This is a genomic window from Shinella daejeonensis, assembly GCF_024281235.1.
In the GTDB taxonomy this organism is placed as follows: Bacteria; Pseudomonadota; Alphaproteobacteria; order Rhizobiales; family Rhizobiaceae; genus Shinella; species Shinella daejeonensis.
Genome location: NZ_JAHWXY010000002.1, coordinates 77,753 through 95,793 on the forward strand (window position 1 = coordinate 77,753; position 18,041 = coordinate 95,793).

General features: G+C 62.9%; 19 protein-coding genes and 1 tRNA gene. 12 read left to right on the forward strand and 8 right to left on the reverse strand.

Translation table 11 applies throughout. The features are described from left to right. Positions 1-4: 4 nt before the first annotated feature. The gene (locus tag KYK29_RS06935; protein WP_254690169.1) at positions 5-811 is read left to right on the forward strand and encodes an exodeoxyribonuclease III; all 807 of its coding nucleotides are present in this window, start codon (positions 5-7) and stop codon (positions 809-811) included. Between the two features lie 22 nt (positions 812-833). Here KYK29_RS06935 and KYK29_RS06940 read toward each other — a convergent pair whose 3' ends face one another. Both KYK29_RS06940 and KYK29_RS06945 read right to left on the reverse strand, forming a co-directional pair. Beyond that, on the reverse strand, positions 834-1,289 hold the full coding sequence (locus tag KYK29_RS06940) for a cyclic nucleotide-binding domain-containing protein (protein WP_254690170.1): 456 nt from the start codon (positions 1,287-1,289) through the stop codon (positions 834-836). 68 nt (positions 1,290-1,357) lie between these two features. Beyond that, entirely contained in the window at positions 1,358-2,041 is a 684-nt protein-coding gene (locus KYK29_RS06945) for a response regulator transcription factor (protein WP_254690171.1), read from the reverse strand. A 106-nt stretch (positions 2,042-2,147) separates the two neighbouring features. Here KYK29_RS06945 and KYK29_RS06950 point away from each other — a divergent pair, with 106 nt between their 5' ends. Both KYK29_RS06950 and KYK29_RS06955 read left to right on the forward strand, forming a co-directional pair. Next, a complete protein-coding gene (locus tag KYK29_RS06950; protein ID WP_254690172.1) occupies positions 2,148-2,693 on the forward strand; it encodes a L,D-transpeptidase family protein in 546 nt (181 codons plus the stop codon). Positions 2,694-2,827: 134 nt separating this feature from the next. Continuing rightward, a complete protein-coding gene (locus tag KYK29_RS06955) occupies positions 2,828-3,658 on the forward strand; it encodes an aldo/keto reductase (protein ID WP_254690173.1) in 831 nt (276 codons plus the stop codon). Positions 3,659-3,710: 52 nt separating this feature from the next. Here the strand turns inward: KYK29_RS06955 and KYK29_RS06960 are convergent, their stop codons facing one another. Beyond that, complete coding sequence (locus tag KYK29_RS06960) at positions 3,711-5,180, reverse strand: ammonium transporter (RefSeq protein WP_302795438.1); 1,470 nt, start codon at positions 5,178-5,180, stop codon at positions 3,711-3,713. Positions 5,181-5,406: 226 nt separating this feature from the next. Beyond that, positions 5,407-6,282 (reverse strand): acyl-CoA thioesterase II, encoded by an 876-nt coding sequence (gene tesB, locus KYK29_RS06965; RefSeq protein ID WP_254690174.1) that lies wholly within the window; start codon positions 6,280-6,282, stop codon positions 5,407-5,409. Between the two features lie 101 nt (positions 6,283-6,383). On the opposite strand from tesB, the gene KYK29_RS06970 reads away from it, so the two are divergent. Next, a complete protein-coding gene (locus tag KYK29_RS06970; protein WP_254690850.1) occupies positions 6,384-7,604 on the forward strand; it encodes a ubiquinone biosynthesis hydroxylase in 1,221 nt (406 codons plus the stop codon). A 38-nt stretch (positions 7,605-7,642) separates the two neighbouring features. Here KYK29_RS06970 and KYK29_RS06975 read toward each other — a convergent pair whose 3' ends face one another. The 4 genes from KYK29_RS06975 to KYK29_RS06990 form a co-directional block, all read right to left on the reverse strand. Continuing rightward, entirely contained in the window at positions 7,643-7,831 is a 189-nt protein-coding gene (locus KYK29_RS06975; RefSeq protein WP_254690175.1) for a Trm112 family protein, read from the reverse strand. 14 nt (positions 7,832-7,845) lie between these two features. Further along, positions 7,846-8,526, reverse strand: a complete 681-nt coding sequence (locus tag KYK29_RS06980) for an LON peptidase substrate-binding domain-containing protein (protein ID WP_254690176.1) — start codon at positions 8,524-8,526, stop codon at positions 7,846-7,848. Positions 8,527-8,661: 135 nt separating this feature from the next. After that, positions 8,662-9,621: a thioredoxin gene (gene trxA / locus KYK29_RS06985; RefSeq protein ID WP_254690177.1), complete on the reverse strand. Its 960-nt coding sequence runs from the start codon at positions 9,619-9,621 to the stop codon at positions 8,662-8,664. A 97-nt stretch (positions 9,622-9,718) separates the two neighbouring features. Then, positions 9,719-10,228 carry a prolyl-tRNA synthetase associated domain-containing protein gene (locus KYK29_RS06990; RefSeq protein ID WP_254690178.1) on the reverse strand — a complete coding sequence of 170 codons (510 nt, stop codon included), beginning with the start codon at positions 10,226-10,228 and terminating at the stop codon, positions 9,719-9,721. Positions 10,229-10,439: 211 nt separating this feature from the next. Here KYK29_RS06990 and KYK29_RS06995 point away from each other — a divergent pair. The 8 genes from KYK29_RS06995 to KYK29_RS07030 all read left to right on the forward strand — a co-directional run bounded on the left by KYK29_RS06995 (position 10,440) and on the right by KYK29_RS07030 (position 18,009). Further along, a tRNA-Gly gene (locus KYK29_RS06995) sits at positions 10,440-10,514 on the forward strand. Positions 10,515-10,920: 406 nt separating this feature from the next. Beyond that, a complete protein-coding gene (locus KYK29_RS07000) occupies positions 10,921-12,390 on the forward strand; it encodes an ABC transporter substrate-binding protein (protein WP_254690179.1) in 1,470 nt (489 codons plus the stop codon). 62 nt (positions 12,391-12,452) lie between these two features. Next, positions 12,453-13,361, forward strand: a complete 909-nt coding sequence (locus KYK29_RS07005; protein ID WP_254690180.1) for a carbohydrate ABC transporter permease — start codon at positions 12,453-12,455, stop codon at positions 13,359-13,361. Beyond that, a complete protein-coding gene (locus KYK29_RS22545) occupies positions 13,358-14,248 on the forward strand; it encodes a carbohydrate ABC transporter permease (protein ID WP_254690181.1) in 891 nt (296 codons plus the stop codon). Before KYK29_RS07005 ends, KYK29_RS22545 begins: the two co-directional genes overlap by 4 nt. Next, complete coding sequence (locus KYK29_RS07015) at positions 14,245-15,132, forward strand: SIS domain-containing protein (protein ID WP_254690182.1); 888 nt, start codon at positions 14,245-14,247, stop codon at positions 15,130-15,132. The genes KYK29_RS22545 and KYK29_RS07015 overlap by 4 nt, the downstream gene beginning before the upstream one ends. Beyond that, on the forward strand, positions 15,129-16,079 hold the full coding sequence (locus KYK29_RS07020) for a ribokinase (protein WP_254690183.1): 951 nt from the start codon (positions 15,129-15,131) through the stop codon (positions 16,077-16,079). Before KYK29_RS07015 ends, KYK29_RS07020 begins: the two co-directional genes overlap by 4 nt. Further along, a complete protein-coding gene (locus KYK29_RS07025; RefSeq protein ID WP_254690184.1) occupies positions 16,076-17,524 on the forward strand; it encodes an amidase in 1,449 nt (482 codons plus the stop codon). Before KYK29_RS07020 ends, KYK29_RS07025 begins: the two co-directional genes overlap by 4 nt. Beyond that, a complete protein-coding gene (locus tag KYK29_RS07030; RefSeq protein WP_254690185.1) occupies positions 17,521-18,009 on the forward strand; it encodes an RpiB/LacA/LacB family sugar-phosphate isomerase in 489 nt (162 codons plus the stop codon). Before KYK29_RS07025 ends, KYK29_RS07030 begins: the two co-directional genes overlap by 4 nt. Positions 18,010-18,041 lie beyond the last annotated feature (32 nt).

An 18,041-nucleotide genomic window follows, 5' to 3' on the forward strand; every position in this document is an offset into this window, starting at 1 on the left:
CGACATGGCACTATCGATTGCAACGTGGAACATCAACTCCGTGCGGCTGCGGATGCCGCTGGTCGAGCATTTCCTGAAGTCCCAATCGCCGGATATCCTGTGTTTGCAGGAAACCAAGTGTCCGAACGACGCCTTTCCGCTGAAGCCGCTGAGGGCGCTCGGTTACGAGCATATCGTTATTCACGGCCAGAAAGGGTATCACGGCGTCGCCACGATCTCGCGGCTGCCGCTGACCGAACTGGTCGAGCGCCGCGATTATTGCGGCGTGGGCGATGCGCGTCATGTGTCCGTGCTCTTCCATCATGGCGGCAAGTCGATCCGGCTGCATAATTTCTATGTGCCGGCGGGCGGAGACGAGCCGGATCGCACGATCAACCCGAAATTCGGTCACAAGCTGGATTTCCTCGAGGAAATGAAGCTCCTGCATGCCGAGGCGGAGGCCGGCATTTCCTCGATCCTCGTCGGCGACCTCAATATCGCGCCGCTCGAACACGACGTCTGGTCGCACAAGCGTCTGCTGAAGATCGTCAGCCACACGCCGATCGAGACGGAAGGCCTCACGGAAGTGATGACGAAAGGCGCCTGGATGGACCTGATGCGCCTCAAGGTGCCGCCGGAAGAGAAGCTTTATACATGGTGGAGCTATCGCGCGGCCGACTGGTCGGCGGCCGACAAGGGACGCCGCCTCGACCATATCTGGTCGTCTGCCGACCTTTCTTCCCACCTTTCATCGATATCGGTGCTGCGCGAGGCGCGTGGCTGGGAACGCCCGTCGGACCATGTTCCGGTGATCGCCGAATTCGATCTTTAGGAAGTCCGCCGCCGGGTGGACGTCAGGCGAAGCGGCCGGAAAGGCCGCGCATGCCGGCGACCATCGCGGCGATGTTCTGGCGTATACGCGCATCGACCAGCACCGCCACTTCCGGATATTCCTCCATCATGCGGCGGAAGAGCGGCCGGTTGATGCGGATCACTTCGCTGTCCTCCAGCGCCGTCGCCGTATATTTGCGCTCGACCGCCGAGATCATCGCCAGTTCGGAGAGAAGCGTTCCTTCGCCAGCGGTGCCTTCCTCGCGTAACGAACCGTCGCGCAATGTCCCGGTAAGGCGGAAGAGCCCGCTTGCGACGATGAAGCCGCAATCGGCCGACGTGCCTTCGCGAAACAATGTCTGACCTTCCACCAGTTGCCGGCGTTCCGCTCCGAAGGCGAGAAGACGCAGCTTGTCGTCGGCAAGGCCCGCGAAAAGCGGCGCCCGGGAAAACAGGGCAATGTCGTCGGCGAGAGCCACGGCGGCGCTCCTTGTTTACGCAAATGGCGACGGCAAGACCGCGATGAAGCGTTTCCGCCGGAATCGCATCATGGCACGATCTTGTAGCCGCCGTTCTCTGTCACGAGAATCTCCGCATTGGAAGGGTCCCGCTCGATCTTCTGCCGCAGGCGGTAGACATGGGTCTCCAGCGTGTGGGTGGTCACGCCGGAATTGTAACCCCAGACCTCTTCCAGAAGCACATCGCGCGTCACGACCTTCTGGCCGGCCCGATAGAGATAGCGGATGATCGCCGCTTCCTTTTCGGTAAGGCGGATCTTCTGGCCGTTGTCCAGCGTCAGCAGCTTCTGGCCCGGCTTGAACATATAGGGGCCGACGGTGAACGTGGCGTCCTCGCTGCTTTCGTGCTGGCGCAGCTGGGCGCGGATGCGGGCGAGCAGCACGGCGAAGCGGAACGGTTTCGTCACATAGTCGTTTGCGCCGGCCTCCAGGCCGAGAATGGTGTCGGAATCGGTATCATGTCCGGTCAGCATGACGATCGGCGCCTTGAAGCCGCCCTTGCGCAGCAGTTTCACCGCCTCGCGCCCGTCCATGTCGGGCAGGCCGACGTCCATGATGAGCAGGTCCACCTGGTTTTCGCGTGCCGTCTGCATGCCTTTCGCGGCTGTCGTGGCTTCCAGCGTGTTGAACTCGTCATAGAGCGAGAGCTGTTCGATCAGCGTCTCGCGGAGATCGTCATCATCGTCGACGAGAAGAATGGTGCGGGATGTCATGCTTTACCTCTGGGCATTCCTCTGAGAATTATGCGGACCGGCGCTTTCGGCAAGCCCTCTGCCTCGGCAAGACGGTTGCGCCATGGCAGCAATAGGGCAGATAGGAATGAACCGCATCAAATCTTTTGAACATTGCGTGAAGACGATTGTCGTCCGTCCGGCGCCGGGACGCAAGAGCCGGGCGATCGTTCAGGTCGGACCGCTGCGGATCCCGGCCGCCATCGGCCGTAGCGGCCGCTCCGCCGGCAAGCGGGAGGGCGACGGCGCGACACCGGTCGCCGCCATGGCGATCCTCTCCGGATATCTGCGTGGTGACCGCCTGTCGCGGCCGAAAACCCCGTTGCCGCTGCGGCCGATTACAAAATCCATGCTCTGGTGCGATGCGCCCGCCCATCCAAGCTATAACCGGCCGGTGCGCGCGCCTTTTCCCCAAAGCTGCGAAGAAATGTTTCGCAACGATGGGCTCTACGACATCTGCCTCGTTCTCGACTGGAACGTCCTGTCGCGTCGGCGCAATCGCGGTTCGGCCATCTTTTTCCATCTCATCCGCCCGGGATACGAGCCAACGGAGGGTTGTATCGCCGTGTCGCGCCGGGACATGTTGCGCATTCTGCCGCATCTGCGGCGCGGCACGGTCGTGCGGGTCCTCTGAGGACACGCGGAAAGAAGGCGAATTTCCAAGGAGCGCCCGTGTAATCGGCCCGGATGCGGTCTATATCGGAAAGGACGATTGCCGCCGCGTAAGCGGACGGTCGGATCGCAGCATCCTTTGAGGGAGATATTTCCATGAGCATTCAGCCATCCCTTGGTTTTCATGACGGACACCATATTCCGCAGATCGGTCTCGGCGTGTGGCAGACGCCGAACGATGTCGCGGTGACGGCCGTCGGGGCCGCACTTGCCGCTGGCTATCGCCACATCGATACCGCCGCGGCCTATGAAAACGAGGAGGGCGTGGGAGAAGGAATGCGCGCCTCCGATCTTAACCGGTCGGATATTTTCCTCACCACCAAACTGTGGAACGACCGGCAGGGTTACGATTCGACGCTGGAAGCCTTCGACGCCAGCCTGAAGCGCCTCGGGACCGACTATGTCGATCTCTATCTCATCCATTGGCCGGCGCCGCAGCAGGATCGCTATGTGGATACCTGGAAGGCCTTCGTCCGGTTGCAGAAGGAAGGGCGCGCCCGCTCCATCGGCGTGTCCAATTTCAATCCGGAGCATATCGAGCGACTGATCGGCGAAACCGGCGTGACGCCGGTCATCAACCAGATCGAACTGCATCCGGACTTCCCCCGCAAGGACCTTCGCGCCTTCCATGAAAAGCATCGCATCCTCACGCAATCCTGGAGCCCGCTCGGGCAAGGCACCCTGCTGGCCGATCCGGGCGTGGCGAAGATCGCCGAAAAGCATAGGCGCACGCCAGCGCAGGTCATTATCCGCTGGCATATCGATAACGGGCTGGTGGTCATCCCGAAATCGGTGACGCCCGCCCGCATCGAGGAGAATTTCCGCGTGTTCGACTTCAGGCTGGATGAGGCCGATATGGCGGCCTTCGCCGGTCTGGAGGCCGGTGGCGGGCGGATCGGTCCCGATCCGCTGACCGCCACTTTCTGACCGTCTTTCCGGCCCGTGCGGGTCTCGCTTACCCGCACGGGATCGATGGTCGTCAGGCGTGATAGGCCGCTTCCCCGTGGGAAGACAGGTCGAGGCCTTCGCGCTCGGCCTCCTTCGCGACGCGCAGGCCGATGGTTGCGTCGACCAGCTTGTATAGAAGGGCCGAAACGACGCCGCACCACACAATGGTGATGGCGACGGCGGCAAGCTGGGTCATGAATTGGCTGGCGATCGAAAAATCGTCGCCTCCTGTGCCGCCGAAAGCCGGTGCGGCGAGAATGCCGGTGCCGAGCGCGCCGACAAAGCCGCCGACGCCATGAATGCCGAAGACGTCGGCCGTGTCGTCATAGCCGAAGCGATTTTTCACCGTGGTGACGAAGACGTAGCAGACCGGCGAGGCCACGAGGCCGAGCATGATGGCGCCGAAGGGGCCGACGGAGCCGGCGGCGGGGGTAACGGCGACGAGGCCGGCTATCATGCCGGAAGCCGCGCCGAGCAGCGAAGCCTTGCCGCGGGCGAAGACCTCGACCAGCGACCAGGCGAGGATCGCGGCGGCCGTGGCGACGAAAGTGTTGGCCGTGGCAAGGACCGCGCCGCCCGAGGCTTCGAGATTCGAGCCGGCGTTGAAGCCGAACCAGCCGAACCACAGCATGGCGGCGCCGACGAGGGTGAGCGTCATGGAGTGGGGAGCCATCATGTCCCGCCCGTAGCCGATGCGCTTTCCGACCATGATCGCCCCGATGAGGCCGGCGACACCCGCATTGATGTGAACCACCGTGCCGCCGGCAAAATCGAGCGCGCCCATGTTGAAGATCAGGCCGCTTGAGTCCCAGACCATGTGGGCGATCGGGAAGTAGACGAGTGTCGCCCAAAGCAGGGTGAAGACGAGCACGGCGGAAAACCGGATTCGCTCGGCGAAAGCGCCGATGATCAGGGCAGGGGTGAGCGCGGCGAAGGTCATCTGGAACAGCATGAAACTATATTCGGGAATGACGACGCCGTCGGTGAAGGTGGCGGCCGTGCTGTCGAGGCCGACGCCCGACAGGAACAGCTTGCCGAAGCCGCCGAAAAACGGGTTCGTGGAACCGCCAAAGGCGAAGGAATAGCCGTAGACGACCCAGACGATCATCATCATCGCGCCGATCGTCGTGCATTGCATGAGCACGGACAGCATGTTCCTGGCGCGCACCAGGCCGCCATAGAACAGGGCGAGGCCTGGAATCAGCATGAAGAAGACGAGAAGCGTGGCCAGGAACAGGAAGACGGTGTCGGCCTTGTCCGGCGTCGGCGCAGCGACCGTCGCGCCTTCCTGTGCGAGAGCGAAGCAAGGTGAAAAGACAACGGATGCCGCAATCGCCAGCCAGCCGGCGGAGCGTCCCGGGATAAAGCCTGCCGTCTCATGCCGGGCCGAAACGGCTCCGGTCGTTCTCGCCGCATTCATCTGCCGGCGGCCGGCCGGAGCGGGACGTGGGCGGATCGGGGGAAGTTTGGCCGGCGCGATGCCGGCCCTCGCGATGTTCATCTGGTTTCCATCCTTCATTCATGGCCCGGTGGGCTGTTACGCCGCGCCGCGGGTACGGACCCCGCCGCGATCCCTTTTCACCATTCAAGGTGCATGCCAGTTCAAGGGTTTCCCGGAACTGACTGATTTTATTGAATTCGGATGAAGCGCGCCTGCCTATGCACAGCATAGACGGGCAAAGGAAGACTAAAAAACAGGCATTGATTAGGAGATGGCGATTATTTCATCATGGACGTTTTCGGATCAGCCCCTCCTGCGCCACGGAAGCGACGAGGGAACCCGAGCGGGTGAAGATCGCACCGCGGCTCAGGCCGCGTCCGCCGGAAGCCGAGGGGCTTTCCTGGCTATAGAGCAGCCAGTCGTCGAAGACGGGCGGGCGGTGAAACCACATGGCATGGTCGAGACTTGCCGCCTGAAGCGAGCGGTCCAGTATCGACGTTCCATGCGCAAAGAGCGCGGTGTCCAGCAGCGTCATGTCGGAAAGATAGGCGAGAACGGCGGCTTGCAGATGCCGGTCGGCGGGCACCGGGCCGGTGGTGCGCACCCAGATGTCCTGACAGGGATCCAGTTTCTCATCGGAAAAGTAATGGGTGAGGGATACGGGCCGCAACTCGATCGGCCGGGGCCGTTGCCAATAGGCGCGAATATGCGCGTCCGCTTCCGCCGTGATTTTCGCGCGAATATCGTTTTCGCCCAGCAGTTGCTCCGGCGGCGGCACGTCCGGCATCGGCAACTGGTGTTCGAACCCGTCTTCGTCCGTCTGGAAGGAGGCGGACATGAAGAAGATCGGCCGATCGTGCTGGATGGCGATGACGCGGCGGGTGGTGAAGCTGCCGCCGTCGCGAATAGACTCCACATCGTAGATGATCGGAACGGACGGATCGCCGGGCAGCACGAAATAGGCATGGAGCGAATGAATGAAGCGATCCTCGGGAACCGTGCGCGCGGCCGCCAGCAGCGCCTGGCCGATCACCTGACCGCCGAAGACCCGTTGCCAGCCCACCTGCGGGCTACGGCCGCGAAAGAGCCGCGCCTCCAGCCGTTCCAGATCGAGGGTTTCGAGAAGGATATCCATCGCTGGGTTTTTCGGCTGACGCGACATCGGGCAGGGCTCCGGAGGTAGGAATGGATTGCGTCCTCCTCTATATAGAGCGCATGGAGACCTCAAGCGGCAGGAGAACGCCCATGTCCGACGACGCGCCCATGCTCGACATCCTTGTCGCTGGAGGCGGCTATGTCGGCCTTTCGCTGGCCGTCGCCATCAAGAAGGCCGCACCGCACATGGCGGTCGAAGTGGTCGATGGCGCACCTGAGGGCTCATGGAAGGGCGGAGATCGCGCCTTCGCGATCGTCGCGGCCGCCCGCAACCTGCTGGAGATGATCGGAGCCTGGGAGGATATCGCGCCGGAGGCCGAGCCGATCCGCCGCATGGTCATCACTGATTCGCGCACCGCCGATCCGGTCCGTCCGGTCTTCCTCACCTTCGAAGGCACCGGCTCTGGTGACGATGGCGAACCCTTCGCCCATATGATCCCGAACAGCGCGATCACCGGCAGCCTGTTGCGGCAGGCCGAGCGGCTCGGCGTTTCCGTCCGCTGGGCGACTGCGGTGGAGGGTTTCGACAGTGGCGCGCATGCGACGGCGGTACGCCTTTCGGACGGTTCGGTTCGCAGCGCCCGATTGCTCGTGGCCTGTGACGGAATCCGCTCCCGGTTGCGCGATATGGCCGGCATCAAGACCGCAAGCTTCGATTACGGCCAGTCGGGCATCGTCACGACGGTGGAGCACGAACGGCCGCACGAGGGCACCGCGGAGGAACATTTCCTGCCGGGCGGCCCCTTCGCCACGCTGCCGTTGAAGGGAAACCGTTCCTCTCTGGTCTGGACCGAACGCACCGATGATGCGCGCCGCCTTGTCGAGGGTGATGAATTCCTGTTCGAAGAGGAACTGGAGCGCCGTTTCGGCCACAAGCTCGGGGCGCTGAAGGTGACCGGCAGCCGCCGGGCCTTTCCGCTGGGGCTGACGCTAGCGCGGGCATTCGTCGCGCCGCGCTTTGCGCTGGCCGGCGACGCCGCGCATGGCATTCATCCCATTTCCGGCCAGGGCCTCAATCTCGGCTTCAAGGACGTGGCCGCCCTTGCCGAGACCGTGGTCGAGGCCGATCGCCTGGGCCTCGATATCGGCGCGCTGTCGGTGCTGGAGCGCTACGAGGGCTGGCGGCGCTTCGATACCTTCCGGATGGGTGTCACCACCGATGTCCTCAATCGCCTCTTCTCGAACGATATCACGCCCTTGCGCGTCCTGCGCGATGTCGGGCTCGGCCTCGTCGACCGGCTTCCGGGGATGAAATCCTATTTCATCCGCCAGGCCGAGGGCACGGCGGGCAAAGGACATCCGCGCCTTCTGGTCGGCCAGCCGATCTGAGGCGTTGGGCGAATCCGGCCGTCCGGGCGCTCAGGATTCTAATCGGGGATTTCCCGGGCTTCCGACACGAGCATGATCGGCACGCCGTCGCGGATCGGATAGGCGAGCTTGGCCTTTTCCGAAACCAGTTCGTTGGTGGCGGCGTCATGGGAGAGCCGCCCCTTGGTCAGGGGGCAGACCAGAAGCTCCAGCATCTTCGGATCGACCCGGCTCGTATCGTCGGCCATCTTCGTTCATTCCGTCATTGCAGCATGGTGTCGACGTCGCCATAGCTGCGGGCAAGCACGATTTCGGTGATGGCGATCAGCGTTTCGGCGCGGGTGCGCAGATCGGGCGCTTCCAGCAGCGCCTGCTTTTCCGCCGGCCCATAGGGCGACATCATCGCCATCGAATTGACCAGCGTGGCATTGCTCGCCCGTTCAACGCTCTCCCAGTCGGCCTCCAGCTTGTTGGCGTCGAGATAGGCGCGGAAGGCGGCAAGCAGCGCCTCGCGATCGACCGCCTGCTCGTCGTCGGCAGCCGAGAGATCGGTGATGAAGGGAGCGATGCGGAAGGTGCGATAGGACGTGCCGGAAGCGCGCTCCTCAAGCAGCCGATAACGGCAGACGCCGGTGAGCGAAATGAGATAGCGTCCGTCCCCGGTCTCGGCGAAGGAGGTAATCCGGCCGATGCAGCCGACCTGGCAGAGCGCTGCCCGATCGGTCTCCTTCGCGTCGACGCGATGCTCGCCGAAAACGGGCTGGACCATGCCGATCAGCCGGTGCGAGGCGAGCACATCGTCGACCATCGACAGATAGCGCGGTTCGAAGATATTGAGCGGCAGTTGCCCGCCCGGCAAAAGCAAGGCCCCCGTCAGCGGAAAGACCGGGGCGATCTCGGGCAGGTCCCCGGGCTTCAGATAACGTGCATTACCGACATGCATGGTCTTGTCTTCCCAAATTGCCGGGCGTCTCTCCGCTTCCCGTGCGTGCGGGGACGCACATGAGCCGCTTCCGTCGCGCGCCTCCTGCCAATGTGGTGCTTGCGTCCCGTTTCTCAAGGGACGAGCGGCTTCTCCTCAGGAAAAAAGGATGGCCGAAAGCTTGCGCCGGGCGGCGAGCGTCGCCGGATCCGCCGCCCCCCAGACTTCGAAGAACTGCACCAGTTCACGCCGCGCACCGTCGTCTTCGAAGGTGCGATCCTGCTTCATGATCGTCAGCAGGTGCTCTGCGGCGGCCTGGCGGTCGCCTTCGACATTGCGGATCTTGGCGAGTTTCATCCGGCTGGCGTGATCGCCCGGGTCGGCGGCGAGCGCTCGTTCCAGTTCCGCCGGATCTCCGAGCTTGCGGGCTTCCTCGATCTGGTCGAGCTTCTTCAGGACGGCCGATACGGCCGGATCGGCCGCCACGGCTTCCGATGCGCTGGCGAGCAACTGCCGCGCCTCCTGCATCCGGCCGGCGGCGATCATGCAGTCGGCCATGCCGGCGAAGGCGGCGGGATTTTCCGGATCGGCCTGTAGCAGGGATGCGTAGAGATCGGCCGCGCCGGCGACATCCCCGGCGTCGAGGCGTGTCTTCGCCTCGCCGAGCATCGTTTCGATCATGGCCTTGTCGTCGGCATCGGCGGGGCCGGCGACCTTGTCGATGAATTGCCGGACCTCGCTTTCCGGCACGGCGCCCATGAAGCCATCGACCGGGCGGCCGTTGGCGAAGGCGACGACGGCGGGAATGGACTGGATGCCGAGCTGGCCTGGAATGGACGGGTGGTCGTCGATGTTGAGCTTGACGAGCTTCACGCGGCCGGCGGCTTCCCGCACCACTTTCTCGATGATCGGCTGCAATTGCTTGCAGGGGCCGCACCAGGGTGCCCAGAAGTCGACGAGAACCGGCTGCCTGCGGGAGGCTTCCAGCACATCGCGGGCAAAGTTCGCGGTGGTGGTGTCGGCGACGAGTTCTTCGGCTGGAGCGCTCTCGTAGCTCGCCGAAGCGTTCATCTGGCCGCCGTAGGGCGGTGCGTAGGGATTGTCGCCTGTATTCATGTCCTGCTCCCGCGGGCCTGGCCCGCCTTCCATTCGCCGGCGTCGGCCTGCCTTGTCCGGGCTGGTCGCGCTGGATCGTCTCCATCAAGATCGTATGTCAGGCCGTGACTTTCAAGACAAGCGGTTCATGGCCCGTCGCTTCGATGAAGCGCAGGAGATCCCGGGTGGCGATCGAGGTGGTGGCGTCGTTGCGCAGCGGATGGCAGTTGATCGTGTCGAAGGCCATGAGGTCGGCGTCGACGATGATTTTCACCCGGCCGTCCACGTCGTTGATGACGCCGAAGGCAGTGACGGCGCCGGGAATGACGCCCAGATACTCCATCAGTTTTTCCGGCTTGCCGAAGGAGACCCGGCTCGCTGCGCCGATCACCGTGTGCACGGTCTTGAGATCGACGGCAGCGTTTTCCTCGACGGTGAGCAGGAAATAATTATCCTTCTTGTCCTTCACGAAGAGGTTCTTCGTATGCCCGCCGGGGATTTCGTCGCGCAGCGACACCGATTCAGCGACGGTGAAGACGGGCGCATGCGCCTTGGTGTCATGGGCTATGGCGAGCCCGTCGAGAAACTGGAAAAGGTCCTTGTCGGTCTTCGGGTGCGTCTCGTTCATGTCTTCCTTCCGGCGTGATGGGGCTCCCGCTGATAGGACGTCCCCCCACCATGCGCAACCGTCGCGAGACGAGGGGGACAGGCGGCATGGATTTTTTTCCGCCGGAACCCGATTTTCCCTGTTGCATTTGTAAAATGCTTGGGCCATATAGCGCCCGTCGCCGCAACGCAGCGACCTTCGGCCACTGACTACCCCTGGCCGTCGACGATGAGCGGGTGTAGCTCAGGGGTAGAGCACAACCTTGCCAAGGTTGGGGTCGAGCGTTCGAATCGCTTCACCCGCTCCATTCTTTCCAAAGGTTTCCAAGCCTCGGTTCGCCGGGGCTTTTGTGCGTTTTGGCGCGGTTGAAATCGCGAGGCGCGGAAGCGGCCGGCAAGCGCGCTGTTAGGCGGCCTCCTTGCATTTGGCCTGTTGCGATCTCGATTTTGGCTTTCGCCACTCTCCTTTCCGATGGAGCGCCGATGCTGCATCCGGCAGTCGGAGACTTGCGTTGCGCAAGGGTGACGCCATTTCCCGATAATTCACTACGTTATAGGATTTTGTGAATTTATGAATGCATTTCATGCGCATTGACAACATATAACGGTCGATGTAGTCGGATCATGTTCACTCATGTGTTATCTTTTGGAAATTAACGATCGCGTCGACACTGTATCTTGAGGCAGGTCGGCGTCGCAGGAGGAGCGAAGATCATGTTGAAATACGGTGTGGGGCTCATGGCCCTTTCGTCGGCGCTGCTGTGTTCGTCGTCATGGGCGCAGGATCTGCCGTTCGCGGGCGTGAATGTCATCGTTGCCAATAATGCCGGCGGCAACTCGGATTACATGCCGACCGCCGTGGCCGGCTGGGAGGAGGCGACCGGCGGATCCGTCTCGGTTGAACCCATCCCCTTTGCGGACATCAAGGAAAAGATCCTGACAGCGCTCGGAGCGGACACGTTCATCGCGGATCTGCTGGTGGTGCCGTCCGGGTTGGCCGGGGATCTGATCGCCGGGGGCTACGTCATGCCGGTACCCGAGGCTTCGATCGAGAAGCTGGATTATGATGACCTGTTCCCCGGCTATCGCAAGAACCTCAGCTGGGACGGCGTCGCCTATGCCTGGCCGTGGGACGGTGACGTCTTCACGCTGAACTACAGGTCGGACCTGTTTGAAAACGAAGAGTACAAGGCCGCCTTCGCCAAGGAATACGGTTATGATCTCGACGTTCCGGCGACCTGGAAGCAATATGCCGATATTGCCGCTTTCTTCTCGGGCACCAATCGCGGCGTCCAGTTCGGCTGGGCGGAAGTCGGTGGCCGCGGCTCCGGAAGCTTCCATGCATTTTCCGCACGCGCCGTTGGCTATGCCAAGGCGGCGGCCGATCCGGCATTCTATTTCGATCCGGAAACGATGGATGCCCGCATCGGCAATCCCGGTTTCGTCAAGGCGCTGGAAGACTGGAAGGCGGCGCTGCCGGCGGCCATTCCCTCCGTCACCACGCTCGGCGCTTTCGAGACTCATATGGCCTTCATTACAGGCCAGGTCGCAATGGCCGTCGACTGGACGGACACGGGCGTGATGGGCAATGACCCGACGCTGTCGACAATCGCCGGCACGGGCGCCAACGCTGCCGCCATCCTGCCCGGCAGCGACACGCTCTGGGACGCGAAAGCCAATTCGTGGGAAACGCTCGAGACGCCGAACCAGCCCGGTTACGCGGCCTTCGGCGGGTGGATCGTGTTCATTCCGAAGAATTCCCGCAACCCCGAGGCGGCGATCAGCCTTGCCGACCATCTCGGCAGCGCAGCGATCATGACCAGGGCTTCGCAGACACCAAACTCCGGCGTCAACCCGGCGCGTATCTCGACCCTCGACGATACGGCGGGCTGGGTGAACGGCGCGGGGTTCACGGATGAAGCCCATGCGGTCAACTATCTCGATTCGATGCGCAACAGCCTGTTGAGCGAGAACCTCGTCTATCAGCTGCGCATTCCGGGCTACAGCCAGTATGAGGAAGCCCTCGAACTGGCCATCTCCGAAGCATTGACCGACCAGAAGACGCCGGAGCAGGCTCTTCAGGACGCGGCCGCCAGCTGGAACGCCATCACCGACCGTCTGGGTCGGGAAAAGCAGCTCCGTTACTATCGTTCGGATCTCGGTCTTTCGGCCGACGTCCAGTAGCCCGCGTCATCAATGTTTCTACAGACGGCGGCAAGGATCGCCGTCTGTAGACGAGGATCGTCATGAACGCTCGTAAAAAGCAATCGGGAACGCTTTTCCTGGCGCCTGCGGCCAGCCTGATGCTGGTGCTCAGCATCTTCCCGCTTTTCTACTCTCTGGCGCTTACGTTTTCGGATATGCGCATTGCCGCCCAGGAGGTCCATTTCGTCGGGCTGGACAACTGGAAACGACTGTTCAGTGACGCCCGTTTCGGCGCGACCCTGATCAACACCTTCGTTTTCGTCGTCGTCGGCGTTACCGCGCAGTTTCTGCTGGGGCTCGCTCTCGCCGTGCTGCTGCATCAGGAATTCCGCGGCCGCCGGTTCTTCCGCATCAGCTTCCTGCTGCCTATGATGATGAGCCCCGTGGCGATCAGCTTCGTCATCGGCAAGCTTCTGTTTTCCGAAGGGGTCGGTCCCGTCACGCATCTGATGCAGGCGCTCGGCATGGGGCCGCTTCTCTGGTCGCGTAGCGCGCTCGGCAGCACGATGCTGCTGATCGCCATCGACACATGGCAATGGGTTCCGCTGTTTATCGTGATCCTGCTGGCGGGTTTGCAAAGCATCGACGGCGAGGTCCAGGAAGCGGCCCGCGTCGACGGCGCTTCGCGCTGGCAGACCTTCCGCTATGTCACCCTGCCGCTGCTCATGCCGCTCTGTACGGTCATCATATTGATCCGCAGTCTGGAGGCGTTCAAGATCATCGACATCATCCGCGTCGTAACGGGTGGCGGGCCGGGGTCCTCGACGGAATCGATCACCACCTACGCCTATACGATGGGTATCAAGAACGGCGAGATCGGTTACGCCACGACCATGGCCTATGTGCTGCTCATTGCCATGACAATCTATGCAGTCCTGTTTCTCAAGCTGGCGCGACGCGTCAGCAACTGGAAATATTCGGATAACACGCCGAAGGAGGTGTCGCCGTGAACATTTCCACTTTGTCGCGACGTTCTTCGGTGATGCGAGGCCTGAAGCGTCGATCCGGGCGGGTGGCGCTGTATGGCGCCCTGGCATTCTGGACGGCCGTGGTCTACCTGCCGCTCTACTGGGTCCTCATCACCTCGTTCAAGGCGCCGGTGGCGGTCGCTCAGGGGACGATGCTGCCATGGATCGATTTCCAGCCCACGCTTGCAGCATGGAAGGCGCTGTTCACCGGCATTCAAAGTACTGCGCTCATTCGTGCCTATCTCAACAGTATCCTGGTGAGCGTGGGCAGCGCGCTGATCACGACCTTTATCGGTGCGATGGCCGGCTATGGACTCAACCGGTTCACCTACAAGATCGGGCCGATGCACAATGACGACATCGCCTTCTGGTTCGTATCGCAGCGCATGCTGCCGCCGGTTGCGGTGGTGCTGGCCTATTTCCTTCTCTATCAGAACCTCGGACTGCTCGACACCCGCTTCGGGCTGGGGCTTGCCTATGTCGGATTCAACCTGCCTCTGGTGGTGTGGATCATGCGCGATTTCTTTTCGCAGATCCCCAAGGACATCGAGGAAAGCGCGGCGCTCGACGGGGCCTCACCCTGGTTGATCTACTGGAAGATCGCGCTACCGCTGGCGATGCCCGGTCTGGCCGCCGCCTTCTTGCTGTCGCTGGTCTTCAGCTTCAATGAATATCTGTTCGCCCTTATCCTGACGACGCAGAAGGCCGGAACCTTCCCGATCATGCTGGCGTCGCAGGTTACCGGAGACAGCATTCGCTTCTGGATTCTCTCGGCGCTGGCGCTCATGAACATCATCCCGGCCGCCGCCGTCATGATACTTCTCGAGAAATTCATGCGTCGCGGCCTTCTGGTAGGATCGGTCAAATGAGCACTTCCACCGCAGACAACAGCCAGCTTGCAGCCGTCTTGCGCATCCGCATGGCGCTGCCGTCCCTGACCGACAAGGAACGGGCCATCGCCAATCACATGCTCGACCTCGGCGCGGCGATCAATGGCGTTCCCATCCGTCGCATCGCAGATACGATGGGTGCGTCCGATGCGATGATCGTGAAACTGGCTCAAAAGCTCGGCTTCAGCGGCTATCGCGAATTGAAGCAGACGCTCGTCAATTACGGGCGCTCTTCGGTTGCCGGACTTCACCGCGAGATCAATCCGGCAGATGACGCGAAACTCAGCGTCTCGAAAGTCTTCAACACGGCGATCCAGTCGTTGCAGGAGACCTTTTCCGTGCTTGATTACGAGCAACTCGAAGCCGCAGCCAAGGCGATAGCGAACGCCAGCCAGCGTGCTTTTTACGGCACCGGCGGCTCCGGCATCGTCGCCGAGGACGCCAGCCACAAATTCCTTCGTATCGGCCTGGTGGCCGTACCCTATATCGACGCGCATCTGATGGCGATGTCCAGCGGGCTTTTGAAGAAGGGCGATGTCGCGCTCGGCGTGTCCTATAGCGGCGAAACCCGCATCGTGGTCGATGCGCTGTCGCGCGCCCGTGACAGCGGTGCGACCGTCATCGCACTGACGAATTTCGCGAACTCCGCCATTACCCGCACGTCGGACATCGTGCTGCACACCACGGCGCGGGGTTCGGCGCTGAACAATGAGAGCGTCGCGGCACGTATCGCCCAGCTTTGCCTGATCGACGCGCTGTTCGTGCGCGTCGTGCAGGGCGACTATGCCCGCTCGATGTCCTCTCTCAGCCGCACCATGTCGTCCATCGACCTGTTCCGCCTCAACCAGCCGAGTCCCAGATGAAATACACCTCTCCATTCGATGTCGTGGTCGTTGGCAGCGCGCATATGGATGTCATCGTCCATATGTCGCGGCGGCCCGTGTCCGGTGAAACGGTCGCGGCGCGCTCCTGGCTGTTGCAGGTGGGCGGGAAGGGCGCCAATCAGGCGCTTCAGGCCTCCACGCAAGGCGCACGCGTCGCGATGGTCGGCAGGATCGGCGCCGACCAGTTCGGGACGATCATTGCCGACGGGTTGGCGGCCGCCGGTGTCGATACCGGCCATCTGACCGTCGATGCGGGAAACTCCAGCGGTATGGGCATCGCGATGATCGGCGCCGACGGCGTGCCCGAAGGCATTACCGTTGGCGGCGTCAATGGCATGATCGGCTCTGCGGATATCGACGGGGCGGAAAGTATCTTTGCCGGCGCGCACTGTCTCTTGCTGCAACAGGAGATCGCTCCGCAGGCCAATATCGCAGCTGCGCATATGGCGCGCCGCCACGGCGTCCGCGTCATTCTCAATGCCGCGCCGGCCAGCCCGCTGGATCCGGCGCTGAACGGCAATATCGATATTATCGTCGTTAACGAAATCGAGGCGGCGATGATGAGCGGTCTGGCGGACGTGACGGATGTCGCAACGGCCGTTGCTGCCGCCGAAAGGCTTTCACACTCGGTTCCAACCGTGCTGGTCACGCTCGGCGGCAACGGTGTCGTCGTGCTGCAACAACGTGCTGCGCCCGTACACATTCCGGGGCACGCAGTTGCGGTTGTCGATGCGCTGGGTGCTGGAGATTCCTTCATCGGCGGACTGGCGGCACGTCTTTCACGCGGTGACGACATGATTTCCGCGACCCGCTATGCCAACGCCACCGGTGCGCTTGCCGTCAGCCAGCCGGGCCTGACCGGTGATCATCTCGCGCCTGAGCGGGTGCTGGCGTTTCTCGCTGCCGCCCGGGAGAACGGGCATTGACGGAGACCCTGGAGCCGGCGACGACCGGACGCGACCTCACGACGCTGAGCATCGTCGAAGCCAGCGCGCGCCTGGCGTCCGGAAGCCTGTCGGCGGTCGATCTTGCCACAGCCTTTTTGGCGCGGATCGATGCGGTCGACCCGCAGGTCAACGCCTTCGTGACGGTGACCGCGGAACGTGCCCTGAAAGAGGCGCGGGACGCCGACAACCGCCTGGGGGAGGGGACCGGTTGCCGGCTTTCCGGTATTCCCGTCGCCGTAAAGGATTCGCTCGAAACCCGGAACATCCGCACCACGGCGGGCTCTATACAACTGGCCGGCCATTTCCCCGTTCAGGATGCCGCCGTCGTGGAACGCCTTGGCGAAGCGGTGCTTCTTGGAAAGCTGAACCTGCACGAATGGCAGTGGGGGACGACCTCGGCCAATCCCTTTTTCGGCATCTGTCGCAATCCCTGGGACGTCGAACGGGTTCCCGGTGGATCGTCGGGCGGATCGGGCGCAGCGCTGGCCGCGGATCTGTGCATGGGGGCGATCGGTTCCGACACGGGCGGCTCGATCCGCATTCCGGCATCATTCTGCGGTATTGTCGGGCTGAAACCTACGGCCGGCAGGATCAGCCTGCGGGGCGCGATCCCGCTCAGCCCGACACTCGACACGCTCGGACCGATGGCGCGCACCGTTTCAGATGTCGCGCTGATGCTCGCGGCTATCGCCGGTCACGATCCGGCCGATCCGCATTCGGCCGACCAGCCGGTGGATGACTATGTCGGCGGGATTAATCGGGATATTGCCGGCTGGACGATCGGCGTGCTGCCGGACACGGCGCTTGAGGGCTGTGAGCCGGAGGTGCGTGCGGCGATTGCCGCCGCCGGCCGGGTCTTTGAGCAAGCGGGCGCACGGTTGGTCGAAACCGACATGGACCTGTTCGAGGAAGGGCGATCGCTGAACCGGACGATCGCCGCCTATGAGACCCTGCAAATCCTGCGGCCGAGAATGGCGGTCGGGACGAATCGTTTCGGCCCGGACATTCGCCAGCGGCTGGCCGAGGCGGAAACGATCGATTTCGCCGATTATCAGGCGGCGCTGGAGCGACGGCCGGATATAATTCATCGGCTCGGCCGGCACCTCGGCGATTGCCGGATCTTGCTCGCGCCTTCGACCCCGGTCGTCGCGCCGCGTGCGGGCGCGTCGGAAACTACTCTCGGGGCACCGATTTCTCTCTACTTGCAGCTGTGCAATGTGACGGGCTTTCCCGCGCTCTCGCTGCCCTGCGGCTTTTCGACGGAAGGGCTGCCGATTGGCGCGCAGCTTATTGCCCGCCCCTGGCAGGAAGCGACCCTTTTGCGCGCTGCCCGCGCTTACGAGCGGCTGACCCCTTGGCACATGAGAAAGCCACGGCTTTCAGGTGCTTCCGAACCCGCGATTTCAGACGGAGCTTTACAGTGAGACTTATTCTCGGTGCCGACCATGCCGGTTACCAGCTTTTGGATGTTTTGCGCCCGATGGTGGCTGATATGGCGGAGGTCGTCGCGACCATCGGCGCCACCAGCTCCGAGGACACAGTCGATTATCCCGACATTGCCATTGATGTCGCGAAAGGCCTGCGGGCGGGAACCGCAGACCGCGCCATCATCATTTGCGGCAGCGGCGTGGGCGCCGTCATGGCCTGCAACAAGCAGGCGGGCCTTTATGCGGGTCTTTGTCATGACACCTACAGCGCGCGGCAGGGCGTGCAGCACGACAATATGAACGTCGTCTGCCTCGGTGCGCGCATCATCGGCGTGGAAGCCGCGCGCGACGTGATCCGCGCATTCCTCGGCGCCACTTTCGGCAATGAGGAACGCCATCTCCGCCGCATCCGCAAGATGCAGGAAATGGAATCCTGGAACATCGGACCCAACAGCCGGAATCCCGGCCATCGTCATGCCTGACCGCCCCTGGCTGTCGAGCGGATCATCGTGAA

Excerpts from the sequence above, each read along its gene's own strand:
- KYK29_RS06935 (WP_254690169.1), top strand. The coding sequence starts at position 5 with ATGGCACTATCGATTGCAACGTGGAACATCAACTCCGTGCGGCTGCGG.
- KYK29_RS06945 (WP_254690171.1), bottom strand. The coding sequence starts at position 2,041 with ATGACATCCCGCACCATTCTTCTCGTCGACGATGATGACGATCTCCGC.
- KYK29_RS06950 (WP_254690172.1), top strand. The coding sequence starts at position 2,148 with ATGAACCGCATCAAATCTTTTGAACATTGCGTGAAGACGATTGTCGTC.
- KYK29_RS06955 (WP_254690173.1), top strand. The coding sequence starts at position 2,828 with ATGAGCATTCAGCCATCCCTTGGTTTTCATGACGGACACCATATTCCG.
- KYK29_RS06960 (WP_302795438.1), bottom strand. The coding sequence starts at position 5,180 with ATGAACATCGCGAGGGCCGGCATCGCGCCGGCCAAACTTCCCCCGATC.
- tesB (WP_254690174.1), bottom strand. The coding sequence starts at position 6,282 with ATGTCGCGTCAGCCGAAAAACCCAGCGATGGATATCCTTCTCGAAACC.
- KYK29_RS06970 (WP_254690850.1), top strand. The coding sequence starts at position 6,384 with ATGCTCGACATCCTTGTCGCTGGAGGCGGCTATGTCGGCCTTTCGCTG.
- KYK29_RS06975 (WP_254690175.1), bottom strand. The coding sequence starts at position 7,831 with ATGGCCGACGATACGAGCCGGGTCGATCCGAAGATGCTGGAGCTTCTG.
- KYK29_RS06980 (WP_254690176.1), bottom strand. The coding sequence starts at position 8,526 with ATGCATGTCGGTAATGCACGTTATCTGAAGCCCGGGGACCTGCCCGAG.
- trxA (WP_254690177.1), bottom strand. The coding sequence starts at position 9,621 with ATGAATACAGGCGACAATCCCTACGCACCGCCCTACGGCGGCCAGATG.
- KYK29_RS06990 (WP_254690178.1), bottom strand. The coding sequence starts at position 10,228 with ATGAACGAGACGCACCCGAAGACCGACAAGGACCTTTTCCAGTTTCTC.
- KYK29_RS07000 (WP_254690179.1), top strand. The coding sequence starts at position 10,921 with ATGTTGAAATACGGTGTGGGGCTCATGGCCCTTTCGTCGGCGCTGCTG.
- KYK29_RS07005 (WP_254690180.1), top strand. The coding sequence starts at position 12,453 with ATGAACGCTCGTAAAAAGCAATCGGGAACGCTTTTCCTGGCGCCTGCG.
- KYK29_RS07015 (WP_254690182.1), top strand. The coding sequence starts at position 14,245 with ATGAGCACTTCCACCGCAGACAACAGCCAGCTTGCAGCCGTCTTGCGC.
- KYK29_RS07020 (WP_254690183.1), top strand. The coding sequence starts at position 15,129 with ATGAAATACACCTCTCCATTCGATGTCGTGGTCGTTGGCAGCGCGCAT.